Source organism: Bacteroides sp. ZJ-18 (genome assembly GCF_011038705.2).
Lineage (GTDB): Bacteria > Bacteroidota > Bacteroidia > Bacteroidales > Bacteroidaceae > Bacteroides > Bacteroides hominis.
The window spans coordinates 549,983-568,423 of the sequence record NZ_CP072198.1 but is presented as its reverse complement, the minus strand read 5'-3'; the positions used below and the strand labels follow the sequence as shown (position 1 = coordinate 568,423).

Sequence of the window (18,441 nt, the reverse complement as noted above, 5' to 3'; positions counted from 1 at the left end):
GAATAGCCATGAAACAGTTTGTTCTTTTCTTCCTCAGTATCTTCCTGCTGACCGTGGGTGCCCGTTCGCAAGAGGCGTATCAGAAAAAAGTATTTATCTCCTCCCGGGGAGATTCGCTGAACTACCGTTTGCTTCGTCCGGAGTCGGAAAAGCCGGGGCAGCGATATCCTTTGGTGCTCTTTCTGCACGGTGCCGGCGAGCGGGGGAGCGACAACGAGAAACAATTGACACACGGTGGACAGATGTTTCTCAACCCCGTGAACCGTGAGAAGTATCCGGCATTTGTCCTCGTGCCTCAATGTCCGGAGAAGGATTACTGGGCATACGCCTCCCGCCCTTCTTCGTTCGTTCCTTCGGAGATGCCTGTGGGACAGGAGATCACTCCCATCTTGCGTGCGGTAAAAGAATTGCTGGACACTTACCTCGATTTGCCTTCGGTGGATCGTGACCGCGTCTACGTAGTGGGTCTTTCTATGGGAGGCATGGCGACGTACGACCTTGCCATCCGCTTTCCGGATACATTTGCCGCCGCCGTCCCTATTTGTGGCACGGTGAATCCCGGACGCCTGGCCGATGCCGTGAGTGTCTGTTTCCGCATTTTCCATGGGGATGCCGATAACGTAGTGCCGGTAGAAGGCTCTCGCGAGGCTTATAAAGCGTTGAAGAAACTTGGAGCAGAGGTGGAATACGTCGAGTTTCCCGGTTGCAATCACGGCAGCTGGAATCCGGCTTTCAACTATCCCGGATTCATGGAGTGGCTCTTTGCCAGCCGAAAGAAGTAAGGTGCCAGGAACTCACCCTTTCTTAATCCGTGGTGCTTTCTTTCTGTTGATTACTTATTCGTCGGCGGGACTAACTGTCTTCTTTGGGAGACGATCAGGATTAAGCCTTCTCTTCATAGTCACCGTTTGCCTTAATCAGTTCGATCAGTTTTTCCACGGCTTCTTCTTCGGGAATATTCTTCTCGATGCACTCCTTCCGTTTGTAAAGGCTTACCTTGCCACGGCCGGCACCCACGTAGCCATAGTCGGCATCCGCCATCTCGCCGGGTCCGTTGACGATACATCCCATGATGCCTATTTTCAGTCCCTTCAGGTGTGAGGTGGCTGCTTTGACACGGGCAATCGTACTTTGCAGGTTGAACAGTGTCCGTCCGCATCCCGGACAAGAGATATACTCCGTCTTGCTGGTGCGGATGCGTCCCGCTTGCAGGATGCCGAAGGCGGTAGCGTCGATCACCGCATGGCTCAGTTCCCCTTGGTTAAAGAGATAAATGCCGTCACACAGACCGTCGAATATCAGTGCTCCCATGTCCGCACCGGCCTTGATTTGCAGATCTTCGGCTGCATTTTCGGAGTAGTGCTGGAAGAAGATGACTGGGTTCTGCAACCCTTCCACCGTCAGTTGATGGGCCAGCGCACGATGTTCGCCTACGCGGTTCGGGTGGTTGCTTTGCGAGATCACCACTACTTCGGGATGTCGTTTCAGGCAGGCCACTACCTCGTCCGTAAGTGCCATATAAGGAATGAAGAAGAACTTCAGTCCGGCGGCGCACGTTTCCATCAGCTCCAGTTGGGCATAATTGAAAGCGGGCCACGTGTCCGGTTCTCCTTTCCACACGTCGGCGTCGAGGATGTATTGCATACCTTTTTCCGGCTGTTCGGGCAGTTCACGTCCGGCGTAGATATAATCCGGCGTGAATTGCGGGTTGGTCTCCGTCCGTCCGTCCATGCGGTCGGCAAGCACTACCGGCAGATGGTCGCCGCCAATGTTCCGCACCGGTTGCGTTTTGCGCCTCGTCGGAGAGAGGTAGTCGAAGTCCGGTGCTTCCATGCCGGGGATGTATGGGTGATCCTGTCTCCCAACGATGTAGTCGACCAGTTTGCGTGCCACGGGAATTTCGGCTTCCGGCTCCTCACTCAGTGAGACGCGGATGGTGTCGCCCATTCCGTCGGACAATAAAGCACCGATGCCCAAGGCCGATTTGATGCGTCCGTCTTCTCCGTCGCCAGCTTCCGTCACACCCAGGTGAAGCGGGAATGCCATGCCTTCCTGTTCCATCACGGCCACCAGCAGGCGTACGGTTTTCACCATTACCACTGTGTTGGAGGCCTTGATCGAGATTACGACATCCGTGAACTTCTCGTCCACGCAGATGCGCAGGAATTCCATGCACGACTCTACCATACCTTCGGGTGTGTCGCCATAGCGGGACATGATGCGGTCGGACAGTGAACCGTGGTTCACGCCGATGCGTATGGCCGTATGATTTTCTTTGCAGATATTGAGGAAGGGAACGAAGCGGTCGCGTATCTTCTGCAGTTCGGCGGCATACTCCTCGTCGGTGTATTCCAGTTGCTTGAACGTGCGTCCCGGGTCTACGTAGTTGCCCGGATTGATGCGTACTTTCTCCGCATATCGGGCTGCCACGTCGGCTACCTTCGGGCTGAAGTGTACATCGGCCACAAGCGGAACCATGTATCCGTCACTGCGCAGTCCGATGTTGATGTTCATCAGGTTTTCGGCTTCTTTCACCCCTTGTGTGGTGAGGCGGACGTACTCTCCGCCGGCATCTACGATGCGCTTTGCCTGAGCCACACAAGCTTCGGTGTCCTGCGTGGCGGTATTGGTCATCGACTGGATTCGGATAGGGTTGGAGCCTCCCAACGGAGCAGCCCCGATGTTTACTTCCGAAGTTTCCCGCCGGGAGTAGTTGAATAAATCCATTTTGTTGTATGTAATTGGAGTCGCTTTACGACCGGACGATTTACTGCTTACGAGAGGAGTGTCGAAACTCACCACAGAGGACACAGAGTAACACTGAGTGAATTTAAACCATTGATTATCCATATTGATAATTTGTGAAAATCTGTGTAATCTGTGGTGAAAAGAGTTCCGCCTTCTCCCGTAACCGTAAACGGTAAATCGTCCGTCATAAATCTTCTCAGTTTGTTTTAAACTCGTATTTGATCTCTTTCAGTTCTTCATTAGCTTTTACGATCTTCTTTTTCAGCCCCTCCTTATAGGCAATGAATTTCGTTTCGAGTTCTTTGTTTTCCAATGAAAGCATTTGTACGGCAAGGATGGCAGCGTTCAATGCTCCGTTGATGCCTACGGTTGCCACAGGGATTCCCGGAGGCATCTGTACGATGGCCAGAAGCGCATCCATTCCGTCGAGAGACGACTTGATAGGTACACCGATTACCGGCAGCGAGGTGGAGGCGGCAATCACGCCCGGCAGGTGGGCGGCCATGCCGGCAGCGGCGATTATTACTTTAATGCCGCGTGAGCGGGCATTCTTGGCAAACTCTTCCACAGCTTCGGGAGTGCGGTGAGCCGAAAGCGCGTTCATTTCGAACGGCACGTGAAGGTCATTGAGCAACTGAGCGGCCTTCTCCATAACTGGAAGGTCGGAAGTGCTACCCATGATGATGCTTACAATTGGGGTCATATTGTTTTAATTATACGCTAAATGTTTTCTTTCTTTAGACTTGCATGGCTTAGAAGTTCACCACAGATTACACAGATTGGCACAGATTCTGATTTATCTCGTTAATATTTAAGATTAAAAGTTCTGTGTTAATCTGTGTAATCTGTGGTGAACCCGATTCGTCTCTGCTTTAAATCTTTATTCGTTCACCAATGCCTTGTAACTTTCTGCATTCAGCAGGTTGTCAAGGTCGGCAGCATTGGCAGGTTTCATTTTGATGAGCCAGCCTTCGCCGTATGGGTCTTTATTCACCAGCTCGGGGTTTTCTTCCAGTGCGGGGTTTTGTTCCAGTACTTCGCCTGCAACGGGCAGGAAGAGGTCGGAGATGGTCTTTACTACTTCGATGGTACCGAACACTTCGTTGGCTTCCAGGGTTTCGCCTTCGGTAGGAATGTCGACAAATACGATGTCGCCCAGTTGTTCCTGTGCATAGTCGGTGATACCTACATAAGCTGTGTCGCCCTCAAGGCGGATCCATTCATGTTCGTTGGTGTACTTTACATTCTGTGGGAAGTTCATAATGATTAGTTTTTAGGATTGATACTATGTTTAAAATAAAAATATACGGAACAATACATTGCTGAGCGGGTGGAGCACCAGCAGCGAGCAGACGAAACCGACGGTAAAGCCGGCAAGGACTTCGCCCAGCGTGTGATGTTGCAGGATGATGCGTGCCGAGCCTAATATCCCTGCTATGAGGATGAAGAGGCAGAGCCACCACACCGGGTTGTAGCTGAAGAGCGCACTGAACGAGACCAGTCCGCCTACGATACCGCCCATGCCTGCCATGTGTTCGCTCAGCTTCCACTTCAGGTTGACAAAGATGCAGATGACCAGCACGACCAGCGAGGCCAGTATGATGCCTGTCATATACCAGGGGATGTTCAGTTTGTGCATCATCATCAGGCAGAAGACGTAGGAGATGATGGTGAGCAGGATCGGCACATAGCGTTTCTTGCGGTCGCTCAGGTCCTGGCGGGCAAAGCCGTTCACTTTGCGGAACAGGAAGATGGTCATGGTAGGCATCAGGATGGTGAAGCAGTAGACAATGCCCAATACGATGAGTTTGTACTGCAACGGCATGATGCGCAGGTAAGAGAACAGGAACAATACGAGGAAGGCCAGAAAGGGGATAGAGAATGGAGTCAGTATTCCCGAAATGATTCTGGCCGTACGGATCAGTGTCCTGTCAGCTATGATATGTTGCTCTGTCTTCTCTTCTTCAGCCATTGGGTTTTGTTCTTTTTGATTATGCTTTTTTATTTTCTCAGTCTCGCCACCGGGATGTTGAGTTGCTGGCGGTACTTGGCCACCGTCCGGCGTGCGATGGGGTATCCTTTTTCTTTCAGTATTTCGGCCAGTTCATCGTCGGTCAGCGGTTTCTTTTTGTCCTCGCCGTCGATGCATTCTTTGAGGATTTTCCGTATCTCACGTACCGACATCTCTTCGCCGTCTCCGGTGGTATATCCGTCGCTGAAGAAGAACTTCAGGGGATAAATGCCGTAGTTGGTCTGTACATATTTGCTGTTGCTCACGCGCGAGATGGTCGATATGTCGAGTCCCGTACGTTCGGCCACGTCTTTGAGGATCATCGGGCGGAGCAGCGACTCGTCGCCTTCGAGGAAGAAGGGGCGTTGCAGGTCGATGATGGCCTGCATGGTGGTCATCAGCGTATTCTGGCGTTGCTTCACCGCGTCGATGAAGCCTTGCGCGGCATCCATCTTCTGTTTGAGGAACATCATGGCCTCTTTCGATTCTTTGGACTGGTTGGCCTTGTTCTTCGTATGTTCCTCCACCATCTCGGTGAAGTCGCGGCTCATGCGCAGTTCCGGCAGGTTCCGGTTGTTGAGGCTGATGTTGATGGTTCCGTCGTCGTAGGTATCGACGATGAAGTCGGGGACGATCTGTTGCAGGTTCCGTCCGATGGCTTCACCCAATGACGCACCCGGGCGCGGATTGAGCTTGGTGATCTCTTCGAGTGCCTTGTAGAAGTACTCTTCGTCCAGTCCAAGCTTCCTGATGATCTTCTCCCAATGCTTCCGGGTGAATTCTTCGTAGCACTCGCTGATGATCTCTTCTTCCGTTGCTAACAGGGGGTCCGCGGTATGCGGTTGTTTTTTCCGGCGGATCTGGATCAGCAGGCATTCTTGCAGGCTGCGTGCGCCGAGGCCGGGAGGGTCGAAGTCCTGTACGATTTTCAGGGCTTGTTCCAGTTCTTCTTCCGTCGCGTTGATGCCGGCATAGATGGCCAGTTCGTCGCCGATGCTTTCGAGCGACTTGCGGAGCAGGCCGTCATCGTCCAGCGAACCGATCAGGTATTCTGCCAGTTCGCGCTGATGTTCGGTCAGGTCGCGTTCGCCCAGTTGCTCTCTCAGGATTTCGTAGAATGACGTGGCGTCCGAGAATGGGATCTCTTCCGCCTGCTCGCCTTTGGAGCGGTTGTTTTCCTGGAGTTTATAGTCGGGGATGTCATCTTCGGTCAGATAGTCGCTCAGAGAATCATAGTCTGTATCGCCTTCTGCTTCCCCTTCGGCGGTTTCGGCAGGGGTGGTTTCGTCGGAGGCGTTTTCTTCTTTGCCTTCTTCAAGGGCGGGATTCTCCAGCAGTTCGGCATGTACACGGTCTTCCAGTTCCACAGCCGGTAGCTCCAGTAGCTTCACTACCAGAATTTGCTGCGGTGAGAGCGTTTGTATCTGCTGCTGCGCCTGCGATTGTATCTGACGGGAACCTTGTGCCATACGTTGAATGCTTTACGTTTTTTTGTTTCTCGCTACAAAAGTAATGAATTGTTCGATATAGCGAAATGATTTATCCGATAAAAGGAGTTAAAGGAGGAAACGGGCGGAGAAGGCGGCGGAATTAAAGCTTTCCATCTTCTTTGCCAATTCATCCTTTGTTTATATCTTTGCCTTCATAACTTAAATACATACCATTATGTTCAGCAAAGAGACATATATGCAGCGCAGAGCCCTGCTGAAAAAAACATTAGGCTCCGGAGTATTGTTGTTTTTGGGTAACGACGAGTGCGGGTTGAACTACGAGGACAATACGTTCCGCTATCGTCAGGATTCCACCTTTCTTTATTACTTCGGCCTTTCGTTTGCCGGACTTTCTGCTATAATCGACATTGATGAAGATAAGGAAATTATATTTGGCGACGAGCTTACCATCGATCACATCGTGTGGATGGGTACACAGCCGACGCTGAAGGAGAAGAGCCGGCGGGTGGGAGTCAGCATCACCATGCCTTCGGCGGACATCATCGGCTATCTGCACAAGGCGGTGCAAAAGGGCCAGGCCATCCATTACCTGCCTCCTTACCGTGCCGAGCATAAGCTGAAACTGATGGACTGGCTGGGAGTGCCTCCCGCACGCCAGGAAGGGTCGGTGCCCTTTATCCGTGCGGTGATCGCACAGCGCAATTACAAGTCGGCCGAGGAGGTTGTCGAAATCGAGAAGGCTTGTGACATCACGGCGGATATGCACATCACGGCCATGAAGATATTGCGTCCCGGCATGCGCGAATGGGAGGTATCGGCAGCCATGGAAGCGGTGGCACACGCCGCCGGAGGCGATCTTTCGTTCGCCACCATCGCTACGGTGAACGGACAGACACTTCACAACCACTATCACGGCAACACGGTGAAGCCGGGCGATCTGTTTCTGATCGATGCCGGTGCCGAGACGGAGATGGGATATGCCGGCGACATGTCGTCCACCATCCCTGCCGATAAGAAGTTCACGCAGCGGCAGCGCGAGGTTTACGAGATACAGAATGCCATGCATCTGGAGTCGGTGAAAGCACTCCGTCCGGGCATTCCTTATATGGACGTGTACGATTTGTCGGCACGCGTGATGGTCGAAGGCCTGAAAGGACTCGGACTGATGAAGGGAAATGCCGAAGACGCCGTACGTGAAGGCGCGCATGCCCTGTTCTATCCTCACGGATTAGGGCACATGATGGGGCTCGACGTGCACGATATGGAGAACCTGGGCGAACTCTGGGTGGGCTACAACGGACAGCCCAAGAGCACGCAGTTCGGCCGTAAGTCGCAGCGTCTCGCCATACCGTTGGAACCGGGCTTTGTACATACCGTTGAGCCGGGCATTTATTTCATCCCCGAGCTGATAGACTTGTGGAAGGGACAGAAGAAGTTTACCGACTTTATCAATTACGATAAAGTGGAGACGTACAAGGACTTCGGGGGCATTCGTAACGAAGAGGATTATCTGATTACGGAAACGGGGGCCCGCCGTTTAGGAAAGAAGATTCCGCTGACACCGGACGAGGTGGAAGCGCTAAGATAATTTTTTTTTTCATTGTAGCATTGCTAAGATGTGAATCCAGGTGATGCACGTTTTATTTTATTTACTCGGATGAAAATCCGATTGTGATTTTAATTTGTGTTAATGTTGGGATTGTCCGGATGTGAATCCGGGCAATCTTTTTTTTGCCGGTTTTAAAAAAAAAGAAAGAAAAGAGTTGCTTTTCCGGCTCGAACAGGATACCTTTGTACGTGCTTAAATAACACATTTTTCATAGCCAGTAATATTGCTAAGATGTGAATCCAAGTAATTTACTTTTTATAGACTGGTTCAGATAGCGATCTGAGCATGACAATAGATTTAAATTAATATTGCAGATTGCCCGGATGCGAATCCGGGCAATCTTTTTTTTGCCGGTTCTTAAAAAAAGAAGGAAAAGAGTTGCTTTTCCGGTTTGAATAAAATACCTTTGTTAGAGATTTAAGGAATCTGTTTACTGCAAATAAAAACGATTGTTGAAACAGTGGTTCGTCGTTTAAGAAAAAGAAACAGATAACAGTTTTACATATTAATAGCAGATATAGTTTAATTTTTTTTTTTTCATAATATTACCGCTACTAAGATGTGAATCCAAGTGACGGATTTTAAGTTTTAAGATTTAATTTGAACCTTCTTCAAATTAATGATTTTGTTATTTGTCGATTGCCTGGATGTGAATCCGGGCAATTCTCTTTTTTAGCCGGTTCTTAAAAAAAACAAAGAAAAGAGTTGCTTTTTAAAATTTAACTAAATACCTTTGGAGGACATTAAATAATTTTCCATTAACAACCTTTCTAAAATCTTAAAATCATGGGTGGACTATACTATAACTTGGCGTTACGAAATAGTGATGTGGCAAATAAAGATTCTGAAAAACTATATTATTGTGTCTTGAAGAATAGAGGCGTGGTAGATCAGGAAACATTCGTCAATTATCTGAGTCAGATATCCGGAGTTCAAGATGCCTTATGCCTGGCTGTGCTTTCCAAGTTGGGAGCAGCGATTACCAATTTCTTGAAAGACGGGCAGAGCGTGGAAATTCCACATTTGGGCTCTTTTAATCTGACGGTGAACAGCAGTGGAGTAAAAACACTTGATGAGGCAAAAGCATCGCAGATAAAGTCTATCAATCTGCGCTTTTCTTCTAAGGAAGAAGCTGACTTGGTATTAAGCCGATGCACACTGACCCGGAGTGTTTTGATGACCAATACAAATGATGTAATTAAAGAAAAGGATCCAAACGGTGAAATCGTGGACGATCCCACTGCGTAATCAGTATAAAATATTTCACATGTAACTTTAGATAAGCCGCTGGAAACAGCGGCTTTTTTATTACAAATAGCTTTTTGGGCGAAAATTTCTTCCGAGAGTCTATATGTCGTTTCTTAGGCGATGACGAAACATCGCCTAAGCGATGAAAAATCATCGCTTAAGCGATGTTTTTAAGGGGTCAAAACGCCTCTTTTTTGTTTTTAGTAATATAAATTTATAACATCCTTTTCTCGGTTTTAGTATTAAAAACTAACAGATGTAAAGCGCTCCTTTTACCGTCCGATACTTTATTTTCAAATACTTCTCCTGATACCTTTTGTTTTTATCCATCGATGTACTACTTTTGTCTGTTGCAGACAGAAAATAATGAAAACCATTCACAAATTATTCAATTCATAAACTATGCGTAAAATAAGCAATGTCCTCCGGGCAGCTTCATGTTGTACCTTCTCGCTGCTGATGTGCCTCCCGGCTGCCGGGCAGGATGCATGGAGCCAGGCAGACTGCGTGACCCTGCTGGACAGTACCTCGGTGACTGTACAGCCCAATGGCTCAGGTAGTTTCGCCGTGTACCGGTCCTTTAGAGTGCAGACCCCTAAAGGGGCAGTAAACAATCATGTGATCAAGTATGATTATGATCCGCTGACGGCGTTTGCCCGTTTCAAGCAGGTCACCTTGCAACGTGCCAATGGCGAAACAGTGCAGGTGGATGTAACGAAAACCTGCGATTATGCCGCTCCCGCACGGGCCATCTACTGGGGAGCCCGCCAGATTATGATCGAACTCGGAAGCCTGGAACCGGGCGATACCGTCTCTTACGAAATCAGTAAAAAAGGATTCACTTATGCCCTGCTGGCCGGGAGAGAGGACGATGATGCGCGATTCATCCCGCCCATGCGGGGACAGTTCTATGACATCGTTCCCTTCTGGGTGGACCAGCCTACGCGGCGCAAAGTGTACACCGTCAGTATGCCGATGGAGAAGGAACTCCAGTTTCAGTTCTATAACGGGGCCTGCGCCTCGTCGATGCGTTATGAAGACGGACGCAAGGTGTATACCTTTGCCAAGAACGAGGTGCTCCCTTTCGGGCGTGAACCGAACATGGTCGATCTTTTTGATGAAGCTCCGAAGCTGATGATGTCTTCCACGCCGAGATGGGAAGATAAATCGCTCTGGTTTCATGACCTGAACGAGGCATACGGCAGTTTCGACGCCCTGCCCGAAGCGCAGCAGAAGGTGAACGAACTCATAAAAGGTAAAAAGACGGAGATGGAAAAGATCGCCGTGCTGACCCATTGGGTGGCCGACAATATCCGCTACGCCGGTATCAGCATGGGCGAGGGGGAGGGCTTTACGCTTCACAACACGAAGATGAACTACACCGACCGTTGTGGCGTATGCAAGGATATTGCCGGCACGCTGATCTCCTTCCTGCGTATGGCAGGTTTCGAGGCTTATCCGGCGATGACGATGGCGGGAAGCCGCATCGAGAGCATTCCGGCCGATCATTTCAACCATTGCGTGGCAGTGGTGAAGTTGGCGAATGGGATGTATATCCCTCTCGATCCTACCTGGGTGCCGTTCTGCCGCGAGCTGTGGAGCAGCGCCGAACAGCAACAGAACTATCTGCCGGGCATTCCGGGAGGTTCCGATTTGTGCCTGACTCCCGTGTCGGCTCCCGAAAACCATTATGTGCGCATCGTCGCCGAAAATAAACTGGACGCGAAGGGAACGCTGCGGGGCACGTTCTCGATCACTGCCGAGGGACAGTCGGACAGCAGCATCCGCCGCATCTTCACCCAAGGATGGCAGACCGAATGGCAAAGCACGATGGAAAGCCGGTTGCTCAGTGTTTCCCCCCGGGCCCGCATGTTGAAAGTAGATTACGGAAGTGCGCCGAAAGATTATCAGGCGGGACCTATCCGCATCACGTTTCGTTACGAGATCCCCGATTATGCGCTTGCGGGCGACGGCGAACTGTTGCTGAAACCGATGGTGATGAACAATCTCTATACCAGTGTTCTCTCGTTCCTGCGCATCGACACCGATTTGGAAACCCGCCGGTATGGTTTCCGTGACACTTGTTCACGTCTGGTGGAGCTGGACGAGGTGATTACTTTACCCCGGGGATACCGTTTGGCGGGACAGTCGCGGAGCGAACAGAGGACCAGCCCGGCAGCCGACTTTGAGGGGTCGTTGCGGCAGGATGGCAACAAGCTGTTGCTGAAGCAGAAACTTGCCCTGAAGAAGCGCATATACCGGGCTGCCGACTGGGAAGGATTCCGTTCGGCGGTGAATGCCTACAAGAGCTTTGCGGATTATTTGATTGTTAAACCTTAAAAAAGATTGCCGTCACATGACAAAAATACATACCCTTCTGCTCCTTTGCCTGTTTGCGCTGGTTCTTCCGGTCGCCGGTCAGGAAGCGGAATTCAAGAAAATAAAAGAAAGCTGGACGCTGCGGGCCGACGGTTCGCAGGTCTATCGTCACATGAAAGTCCTGACACTGTATACCCATACAGCCATGAACCGCACCTATGGTGAGTCGTTCATTACGTACGATCCCCGTTATCAGACCTTGGAGATCCACGAATCGTATACCCGGCAGAAAGACGGGAACATCGTGAAGACACCCGATAATGCTTTTGTCGAAGTTCTTCCTGCGGCGGCAGCCAATGCCCCGGCATTCAACGCTCTGCGGGAGATGGTAGTGGTGCACACCGGGCTGGAATTAGGTGCTACCGTTTATCTGGATTACTCCATCACGAGCAAGCCCGGATATCTGCCGGAAATCAACGTCTGCCGCCAGTTGGAACAGTCTTCTCCGGTGAAAGAGTACGAAATCAGCATTACCGTTCCCCAAGGACAACGGCTGGAATATGCACTCGACAACCTGAAGTCGAAACCTCTCGTCACCGAGAAAGAAGGCATGAAGCAGGTCAGCTGGGTACTGAAAAACCTCCCTGCCCTCAGCCGCGAACCGCAAGTGTCGGTGATCGGCGGTGAGCTGCCTTTGCTGACCGCTACGACGGAACAGAAACCGATGGCGTTCCTCTCCGCACAGTGGGAGCGGGAAGCGGATGCCCGGCTTCGCACCCTTGCCGGAAAACTGACTGCCGGCGCGAAGAGCGATGAAGAGAAAGTGAAAGCCTTACACAGCTACGTGATCGACAATCTTTATTACTCACCTCTCCCGTTGAGCGAAACCGCTTATCGCATCCGTCCCACTGCCGAGGTGCTCCGTTCGGCCTACGCCACCGAGGCCGAGAAAGCGAATCTGCTGGCTGCGGTCCTGAGGGCTGCCGGTCTGAAAGCCGAGATCGGGGCGGTCTGCGTTCCGTCCGCGAACACCGCATCTTTGGGGATGGGCAGCATTCGCGAACTGTTTGTGTGGACCGAAGCCGGAGGCAGGCAGCAGGCCCTGTCCCTGAAAGGCAAAACTCCCTCCGCCGTCTCCTGGCAGAAAGATCATGCCTACGTGGCCATGCTGACACAGCCGTTTGAACTGAATCTTCCGTCCGTAGCTCTCAATAAGGAATATACCTTGCAGCCCGATAAGGCGAAAGCCAAAGACGGATATCTGATCTTCACACTCCCGGCAGAGCGGGGAAGCCTCGCCAATTCTCAGTATGTCCGCTATAACAGCAAGCGCACCTCCAACCTTTTGTTGCCCGGAGCGGCGGACGAGACTTTCACCTATCTGGCAGAGACTCCCGAGGGCATGCGGCTGGCTACTCCGGCGATGGAGAAGAAGATAGACAACGCCGTAGGCACGCTAATCATTTCCATCCTCCCCGAAGGCGGACAGACGCGGGTGGTCCGGAGCCTGAAACTGAAAAAACAAATGATCCGTCCGGCCGATTATGCCGCTTTCCGTCAGCTGATGATAGAGTATGGGGCGGTGGACGGACGGACACTCGTGTATAAAAGCAAATAAATAAAACCCGATAAACAAACAGACCCATGAAAAAACTTATATTACTCTTATTCTCTGCACTCTTTGTGCTGTCGGCCCAGGCCGGGGATGTCCTGCGGCTGATGACCTACAACGTCCGCAATGCCAGAGGCATGGACAATAGCTGCAACTACCAGCGCGTGGCCAATGTGATCAACAATGCCCGTCCGGATGTCGTTGCTGTTCAGGAACTGGACAGCATGACCGCCCGGAGCAATGGGACGGATGTCCTCCGGGAACTGGCGGAACGCACTCAGCTGCATCCCTACTTCGCTCCTGCCATCGATTATGACGGGGGAAAATACGGAATCGGCCTGCTCGCGAAAGAAGCCCCGTTGCGCCTGCAAACCTTTGCTTTGCCGGGACGTGAAGAGGCGCGGACGCTGATTGTTGCCGAGTTTCCCGAATACATCTTTGGCTGCACGCATCTCTCTCTGACGGAAGAAGACCGGATGAAGTCGCTCGAGATCCTGAAATCGGTTGCTGCTTCTGCCGAAAAGCCCTTCTTCCTTGCCGGCGACTTCAATTCCGATGCCGGTTCCGGTTTCATCAAAGAACTGAAGAATACCTTCCAGGTACTTTCCAACTCCAAGCAACCTACTTATCCCGCTTCCGAACCGAAGGAGACGTTGGATTACCTGATTGCGCTTAAACAGGAAAAACCTACTTTCGTTGTTAATTCCGCCCGGGTTATCGACGAACCGTTGGCATCCGATCACCGACCGTTGTTGGTGGAAGTGCGGATGGCAGTGCCCGAAGACCGCATCTGCCGTACCAAACCCTATCTGCAAAACCCGGTCGGGGGCGGAATCACCATAATGTGGCAAACCAACGTGCCGGCTTATTGCTGGGTGGAATATGGCACAGACCCCTCAAACCTGAAGCGGGCACGTACTCTTCTCGACGGGCAAGTCGTTTGCGGCAATACTCTCCATAAGATTCGCCTCGACAGTTTGCAACCCGGACAGAAGTATTACTATCGGGCTTGTTCGCAGGAGATTCTGCTTTACCAGGCTTACAAAAAAGTATTTGGTAATACTGCCCGTACAGAGCTTAAAGAATTTACCTTGCCGGCCGATGGTGGAGACAGCTTCACGGCCGTCGTCTTCAATGACCTGCACAAGCAGTCAAAAACCTTTCAGGCGTTGTGCAGCCAGATCAAGGGGGTGGACTATGATTTCGTAGTCTTCAACGGCGATTGCGTGGACGATCCCGCCAACCACGATCAGGCAACGGCCTTCATCAGCGAACTGACCGAAGGAGTGGAGGGTGACCGCGTTCCTGTTTTCTTCATGCGGGGCAACCATGAAATCCGGAATGCGTATTCGGTCGGGCTGCACAGCATGTTCGACTATGTGGGCGATAAGACTTACGGAGCCTTCAACTGGGGAGACACGCGCATCGTAATGCTCGACTGCGGTGAAGATAAACCCGATGACCATTGGGTCTATTACGGATTGAACGACTTTACGAAGTTGCGTAATGACCAGGTGGGATTCCTCAAGAAAGAACTCGCTTCCAAAGAGTTCAGGAAGGCCGGCAAGCGGATTCTGATTCATCACATCCCGCTTTATGGCAATGATTACGAGAACCTGTGTTCGGGACTTTGGGGGAAACTCCTGGAGAAAGCTCCCTTCAATGTCTGTCTGAATGCGCATACACATGAATACGCTTATCACCCCAAAGGCAGTCTTGGCAATAACTTCCCGGTCATTATCGGTGGTGGTTATAGCATGAAAAGCGCAACGGTGATGGTGGTTGAGAAAAAGAAAGATGTGCTTAAAGTGAAGGTACTCAACACCCAAGGAGAAGTGTTGCTGGAACTTACAGTTTAATGACAGGCTCCGATTCGATAGGCGTAAAAACAACAGAGGGCTGCATCAAAAGCCCTCTGTTGTTTTTTATTATGTGTGCAGCTCGAGTACGAACCGGCTTCCTTTAGTGTAGCTTGTGTCCAATGTCAGGCTTCCGTTCATCTTGGTAGCTATCAGGGCACAGATAGGCAGTCCCAGTCCGTCTCCTTCCGTCAGGTCTTTAATCTCCGTGAAAGGTTTGAACAGGTTCTCTTGTTTTTCGGCAGGAATGCCCGTGCCGGTATCCGAGATGATGAACTGATGTGTATGCGCGCCTCTCTTCTTGAAGTCGAGGAAGATCTTTCCGCTTTCGGTATATTCTGCCGCGTTCTTCAGCAGGTGAATCAGTATCCGTTCCAGTTGTTCCGGGTTGGTCTTGATCTGGAGTTTGGCGGCATTCACTACGGTCGACACTTCAGGTTGCACCAGCTCTTTCACCTTATCCATGGTAGCTTCGCAGAAAGTATTTACGTTGATCTCCTTCATCTCGTAAGGCTCGGTCAGGGAGTTCTCCAGTGTAGAAAGCTCCTGTATGTCGTTACTGAACTTCTTCAGGGCGGCTACCTGTCCCTGCATCTGTTGTGCCTGTTGGGGCGCCTTGCCCGATAGTTCGGCAGCAGAAGCGGCCAGTGTATCCAGCGTTGGTTCCATTTGTGCGGAGATGTTCTGGATGAACTTTGTTTTCAGTTCGTTGTGTTCATTGGCTATCTGTACGCTCTTCTTCAGTTTGCGGTTTCCGGCAATGAAGCGGAGCAGCACGATGGCAACGAAGATCAGTCCGGCTATCAGGATGACGACAAGCGTACATAGCCCGACAATCATATACTGTTTTCCGGACAGCGTATCGTCTTTTTCCTGAATGATCTGCTGGCTTTCGTCATATTTGCGTTTCAACACGTTCAGTTCATCTTGTGCTGTCAGCGCTTTCACCGAGTCGGTCCAGACAATGAAGTTCTCGTACGTGCGGGCCACCAAGGAGGCATTGTTTGACTTACGGCCGATGGCAATCAGGTTCTTATAGCATTCGTTTACCTTTTCGTAGTTCTTCTGGGCTTTGTATTGATTGATCAATTTCCGGAAGCAGGCGTCCCCTTGTGCGTTTTGGCCGAAAGTGTAGTAATAGTTTGCCTGCGTGTACAGGAGGTTCTCACTTAGCGAATCGTTCTTTGCCTGACCGGCGGTTTCCGCCAGTTTGTCCAACTGTGCTTTGGCTTGTGCGGCATTCTTCAGCCCGATATACATTTGTAATCTCTCTTTGGTGATTTGAAAGCGCAACGGATAGAATTGCTTCTGCTCCTTTTGTTCGCCCGCCCAGACTAACTGTTCCATTCCCCTGCAGAGGTCGAATGCTTCTTTATAATAATTCTCACGATGGTAAAGAGCAGCTCCCTGAATTCCACATTCCACGGCTTTCGGATAGTTTTCTTGTGCCGCGAAGGCGCCATAGGCTTGGATGAAAAGATAACGCGCTTTGGTATATTCTTTTTGTTCCAGACTGCTTTGCGCTTGTTTCATCAGTTCATTTGCTCTGTTTTGTGTGCCTTGTGCATCGACGATTGTGCTAAAACAAACGAGGATGGTCAGGATTAAAGTCGATATTTTCATGCGATATGGTTTTAAACAGTGACAAAGTTAAAAAATCTTTGTAAGAACCTCTCACTTACCCCTTTTATTTTTCATTTCTTCCTCAATTCTTCCTCTGAGAGTTATGACAGGCATTGCCGGCTGATGGGGTGGTGGATAGTATTTGATAATTCAAGCATAGATTTTACAAATATTGCTCTCTTCCGGAGTTTTATTTGTAAAGTCTATGTCTGAAAAGATTGGGATGTGTCTTTTTAATATTTGAAGCTGCTTCCTCCCAGGAACTCTCTAAGAAGTGAGGTCGGAGGAATCTCCTTATCCTGTACCGGAGTGAAATATTTGATAAACTTCAGCAACCGGTATGCTTCGGCATATTCCGGGCAGTTACGTGGCACGCTGGTCAAGATGGGTTCGGCATGGCAGCGGAGCACGGCAAATTCAAATAACAGGGCAGAGTTGAACATCACGTCGGCATTCTCCTGGTAGGGGAAAATCCACTTGTCTTCTCCGGCACGCACGCTGGGCCAGCGCGAAATGGTTTCCTGCGCAGAATAGCCACGATAGTTGAAGTCACGGATAATGCGGCGTAAAAGCCGGTTGTCCGTGGTCGGAATCCAGTTATGGTCGTCCAGGGAGATGGTTGTCAGAGCAGATACATAGATTTTATATTTACTCTCTGCCGGGATTTGCGGGGTGAGCTCCGGGTTCAGGGCATGAATCCCTTCAAGAATCAATACCGTATGTTCGTCAATCCGCAGTTTGTCACCTTTATATTCTTTCTTTCCCAGCATGAAGTTGTAGCGGGGCAGTTCTACTTCCTCACCACGCAGCAGAGCTTGCAGTTGCGCGTTGAATAATTCCAGGTCGAGGGCATAGAGCGATTCATAATCATAATTGCCGTTTTCATCCAATGGGGTTTCTTCCCGGTCTACAAAGTAGTTGTCCAGTGAGATGGGATAGGGCTTTAGCCCGTTTGTCATCAGCTGGATGGAGAGCCGCTTGCTGAAGGTGGTTTTGCCGGATGATGACGGTCCGGAGATCAATACCAGTTTTACACGGTTCCCGTTTTCTCCCCGGTGGAAGATGCTGTCGGCTATTTGTGCTATTTTCTTTTCCTGCAATGCTTCTGCCACATTTATCAGGTCGGTGGCATGTCCTTCTTCGCAGGCTATGTTGAAATCTCCCACATTGTTCAGCCCCATAATGTAGTTCCAGCGCAAATGCTCTTTGAAGACATCAAGCATCTTCTCTTGTTTCACTACCTCTTCCAGTACAGTCGGGTTTTCTTTGTTGGGAATACGCAGCAACAGTCCGTCATAATACTTAACGAGGTCGAACAGATGAATAAATCCCGTACTTGGGAGCAAATTACCATAATAATAGTCCGCAGTGCCACCCAAAGTATAATAATAGGTATAGATGGAACCGGAAGACTCAAGCAGTTTCACTTTATCATTCATGCCCCGCTCGCTGAACACGCGTACGGCTTCGGTGGTGTGGCATTCGATACGGTGGTAAGTGATATTCTCCGTAATGATTTCCTGCATGCGTTTCTTTATTTGCGACACATCCTCCAGAGTGATGGCCCGGCCGATGCGCAGATTGCAGAAGTATCCCTTGGATACGGGGTGCTCTACAAAAAGTTTGCCATTCGGAAAGAGTTCGCTGACTGCCTTGTAGAGTACAAAACAAAGAGAACGTACATATGTGCGCATCCCCGAAGAATCTCTTACATCCAGAAACTCTACATCCTTATTATTATATACACGAAAGTTGAGTCCTTCAGAACGATTATTTACTTTAGCACTGACTACCTGATAAGGAAAATTAAGATTGAAACCGTAATAAATATCCAAAAGTGAGCTTCCAATAGGGAATTCTTTAGAAATATTATTATTTTTGCAATATATTTGTAACATCTGTTTCATTTCACGTCGTTTAGGGGTGAATAGTACGGATAAATATATCACATAATTGCTAAG

Annotated in this window: 13 protein-coding genes; 6 read left to right on the top strand and 7 right to left on the bottom strand. The window is 50.2% G+C overall.

Features of this window, described 5'->3' with window-relative positions:
- Positions 1-8: 8 nt before the first annotated feature.
- Positions 9-782 (top strand): prolyl oligopeptidase family serine peptidase, encoded by a 774-nt coding sequence (locus G7Y45_RS02455; RefSeq protein ID WP_165016448.1) that lies wholly within the window; start codon positions 9-11, stop codon positions 780-782.
- A 100-nt stretch (positions 783-882) separates the two neighbouring features.
- Here the strand turns inward: G7Y45_RS02455 and G7Y45_RS02450 are convergent, their stop codons facing one another.
- The 5 genes from G7Y45_RS02450 to rpoN all read right to left on the bottom strand — a co-directional run bounded on the left by G7Y45_RS02450 (position 883) and on the right by rpoN (position 6,228).
- Positions 883-2,727 carry a 4-hydroxy-3-methylbut-2-en-1-yl diphosphate synthase gene (locus G7Y45_RS02450; RefSeq protein WP_032530788.1) on the bottom strand — a complete coding sequence of 615 codons (1,845 nt, stop codon included), beginning with the start codon at positions 2,725-2,727 and terminating at the stop codon, positions 883-885.
- 217 nt (positions 2,728-2,944) lie between these two features.
- Entirely contained in the window at positions 2,945-3,451 is a 507-nt protein-coding gene (gene purE / locus G7Y45_RS02445; RefSeq protein ID WP_005781966.1) for a 5-(carboxyamino)imidazole ribonucleotide mutase, read from the bottom strand.
- Between the two features lie 177 nt (positions 3,452-3,628).
- Positions 3,629-4,009, bottom strand: a complete 381-nt coding sequence (gcvH, locus tag G7Y45_RS02440) for a glycine cleavage system protein GcvH (RefSeq protein WP_005781967.1) — start codon at positions 4,007-4,009, stop codon at positions 3,629-3,631.
- Positions 4,010-4,039: 30 nt separating this feature from the next.
- Entirely contained in the window at positions 4,040-4,720 is a 681-nt protein-coding gene (locus tag G7Y45_RS02435) for a hypothetical protein (protein WP_165016445.1), read from the bottom strand.
- 29 nt (positions 4,721-4,749) lie between these two features.
- On the bottom strand, positions 4,750-6,228 hold the full coding sequence (gene rpoN, locus G7Y45_RS02430; RefSeq protein WP_005781969.1) for an RNA polymerase factor sigma-54: 1,479 nt from the start codon (positions 6,226-6,228) through the stop codon (positions 4,750-4,752).
- A gap of 196 nt (positions 6,229-6,424) precedes the next feature.
- Here rpoN and G7Y45_RS02425 point away from each other — a divergent pair, with 196 nt between their 5' ends.
- The 5 genes from G7Y45_RS02425 to G7Y45_RS02405 all read left to right on the top strand — a co-directional run bounded on the left by G7Y45_RS02425 (position 6,425) and on the right by G7Y45_RS02405 (position 14,857).
- Entirely contained in the window at positions 6,425-7,798 is a 1,374-nt protein-coding gene (locus G7Y45_RS02425; RefSeq protein WP_165016443.1) for an aminopeptidase P family protein, read from the top strand.
- 807 nt (positions 7,799-8,605) lie between these two features.
- Positions 8,606-9,067 (top strand): DNA-binding protein, encoded by a 462-nt coding sequence (locus G7Y45_RS02420; protein WP_165016440.1) that lies wholly within the window; start codon positions 8,606-8,608, stop codon positions 9,065-9,067.
- A gap of 402 nt (positions 9,068-9,469) precedes the next feature.
- Positions 9,470-11,407: a DUF3857 and transglutaminase domain-containing protein gene (locus tag G7Y45_RS02415; protein WP_165016437.1), complete on the top strand. Its 1,938-nt coding sequence runs from the start codon at positions 9,470-9,472 to the stop codon at positions 11,405-11,407.
- Positions 11,408-11,423: 16 nt separating this feature from the next.
- The gene (locus G7Y45_RS02410) at positions 11,424-13,004 is read left to right on the top strand and encodes a DUF3857 domain-containing protein (RefSeq protein WP_165016435.1); all 1,581 of its coding nucleotides are present in this window, start codon (positions 11,424-11,426) and stop codon (positions 13,002-13,004) included.
- A 26-nt stretch (positions 13,005-13,030) separates the two neighbouring features.
- On the top strand, positions 13,031-14,857 hold the full coding sequence (locus G7Y45_RS02405) for an endonuclease/exonuclease/phosphatase family protein (RefSeq protein ID WP_165016433.1): 1,827 nt from the start codon (positions 13,031-13,033) through the stop codon (positions 14,855-14,857).
- A gap of 69 nt (positions 14,858-14,926) precedes the next feature.
- Here the strand turns inward: G7Y45_RS02405 and G7Y45_RS02400 are convergent, their stop codons facing one another.
- Both G7Y45_RS02400 and G7Y45_RS02395 read right to left on the bottom strand, forming a co-directional pair.
- Complete coding sequence (locus G7Y45_RS02400; RefSeq protein WP_005781981.1) at positions 14,927-16,480, bottom strand: HAMP domain-containing sensor histidine kinase; 1,554 nt, start codon at positions 16,478-16,480, stop codon at positions 14,927-14,929.
- A gap of 233 nt (positions 16,481-16,713) precedes the next feature.
- On the bottom strand, positions 16,714-18,387 hold the full coding sequence (locus G7Y45_RS02395; RefSeq protein ID WP_005781983.1) for a nucleoside kinase: 1,674 nt from the start codon (positions 18,385-18,387) through the stop codon (positions 16,714-16,716).
- Positions 18,388-18,441: the final 54 nt, after the last annotated feature.

Excerpts from the sequence above, each read along its gene's own strand:
- G7Y45_RS02455 (WP_165016448.1), top strand. The coding sequence starts at position 9 with ATGAAACAGTTTGTTCTTTTCTTCCTCAGTATCTTCCTGCTGACCGTG.
- G7Y45_RS02450 (WP_032530788.1), bottom strand. The coding sequence starts at position 2,727 with ATGGATTTATTCAACTACTCCCGGCGGGAAACTTCGGAAGTAAACATC.
- purE (WP_005781966.1), bottom strand. The coding sequence starts at position 3,451 with ATGACCCCAATTGTAAGCATCATCATGGGTAGCACTTCCGACCTTCCA.
- gcvH (WP_005781967.1), bottom strand. The coding sequence starts at position 4,009 with ATGAACTTCCCACAGAATGTAAAGTACACCAACGAACATGAATGGATC.
- G7Y45_RS02435 (WP_165016445.1), bottom strand. The coding sequence starts at position 4,720 with ATGGCTGAAGAAGAGAAGACAGAGCAACATATCATAGCTGACAGGACA.
- rpoN (WP_005781969.1), bottom strand. The coding sequence starts at position 6,228 with ATGGCACAAGGTTCCCGTCAGATACAATCGCAGGCGCAGCAGCAGATA.
- G7Y45_RS02425 (WP_165016443.1), top strand. The coding sequence starts at position 6,425 with ATGTTCAGCAAAGAGACATATATGCAGCGCAGAGCCCTGCTGAAAAAA.
- G7Y45_RS02420 (WP_165016440.1), top strand. The coding sequence starts at position 8,606 with ATGGGTGGACTATACTATAACTTGGCGTTACGAAATAGTGATGTGGCA.
- G7Y45_RS02415 (WP_165016437.1), top strand. The coding sequence starts at position 9,470 with ATGCGTAAAATAAGCAATGTCCTCCGGGCAGCTTCATGTTGTACCTTC.
- G7Y45_RS02410 (WP_165016435.1), top strand. The coding sequence starts at position 11,424 with ATGACAAAAATACATACCCTTCTGCTCCTTTGCCTGTTTGCGCTGGTT.
- G7Y45_RS02405 (WP_165016433.1), top strand. The coding sequence starts at position 13,031 with ATGAAAAAACTTATATTACTCTTATTCTCTGCACTCTTTGTGCTGTCG.
- G7Y45_RS02400 (WP_005781981.1), bottom strand. The coding sequence starts at position 16,480 with ATGAAAATATCGACTTTAATCCTGACCATCCTCGTTTGTTTTAGCACA.
- G7Y45_RS02395 (WP_005781983.1), bottom strand. The coding sequence starts at position 18,387 with ATGAAACAGATGTTACAAATATATTGCAAAAATAATAATATTTCTAAA.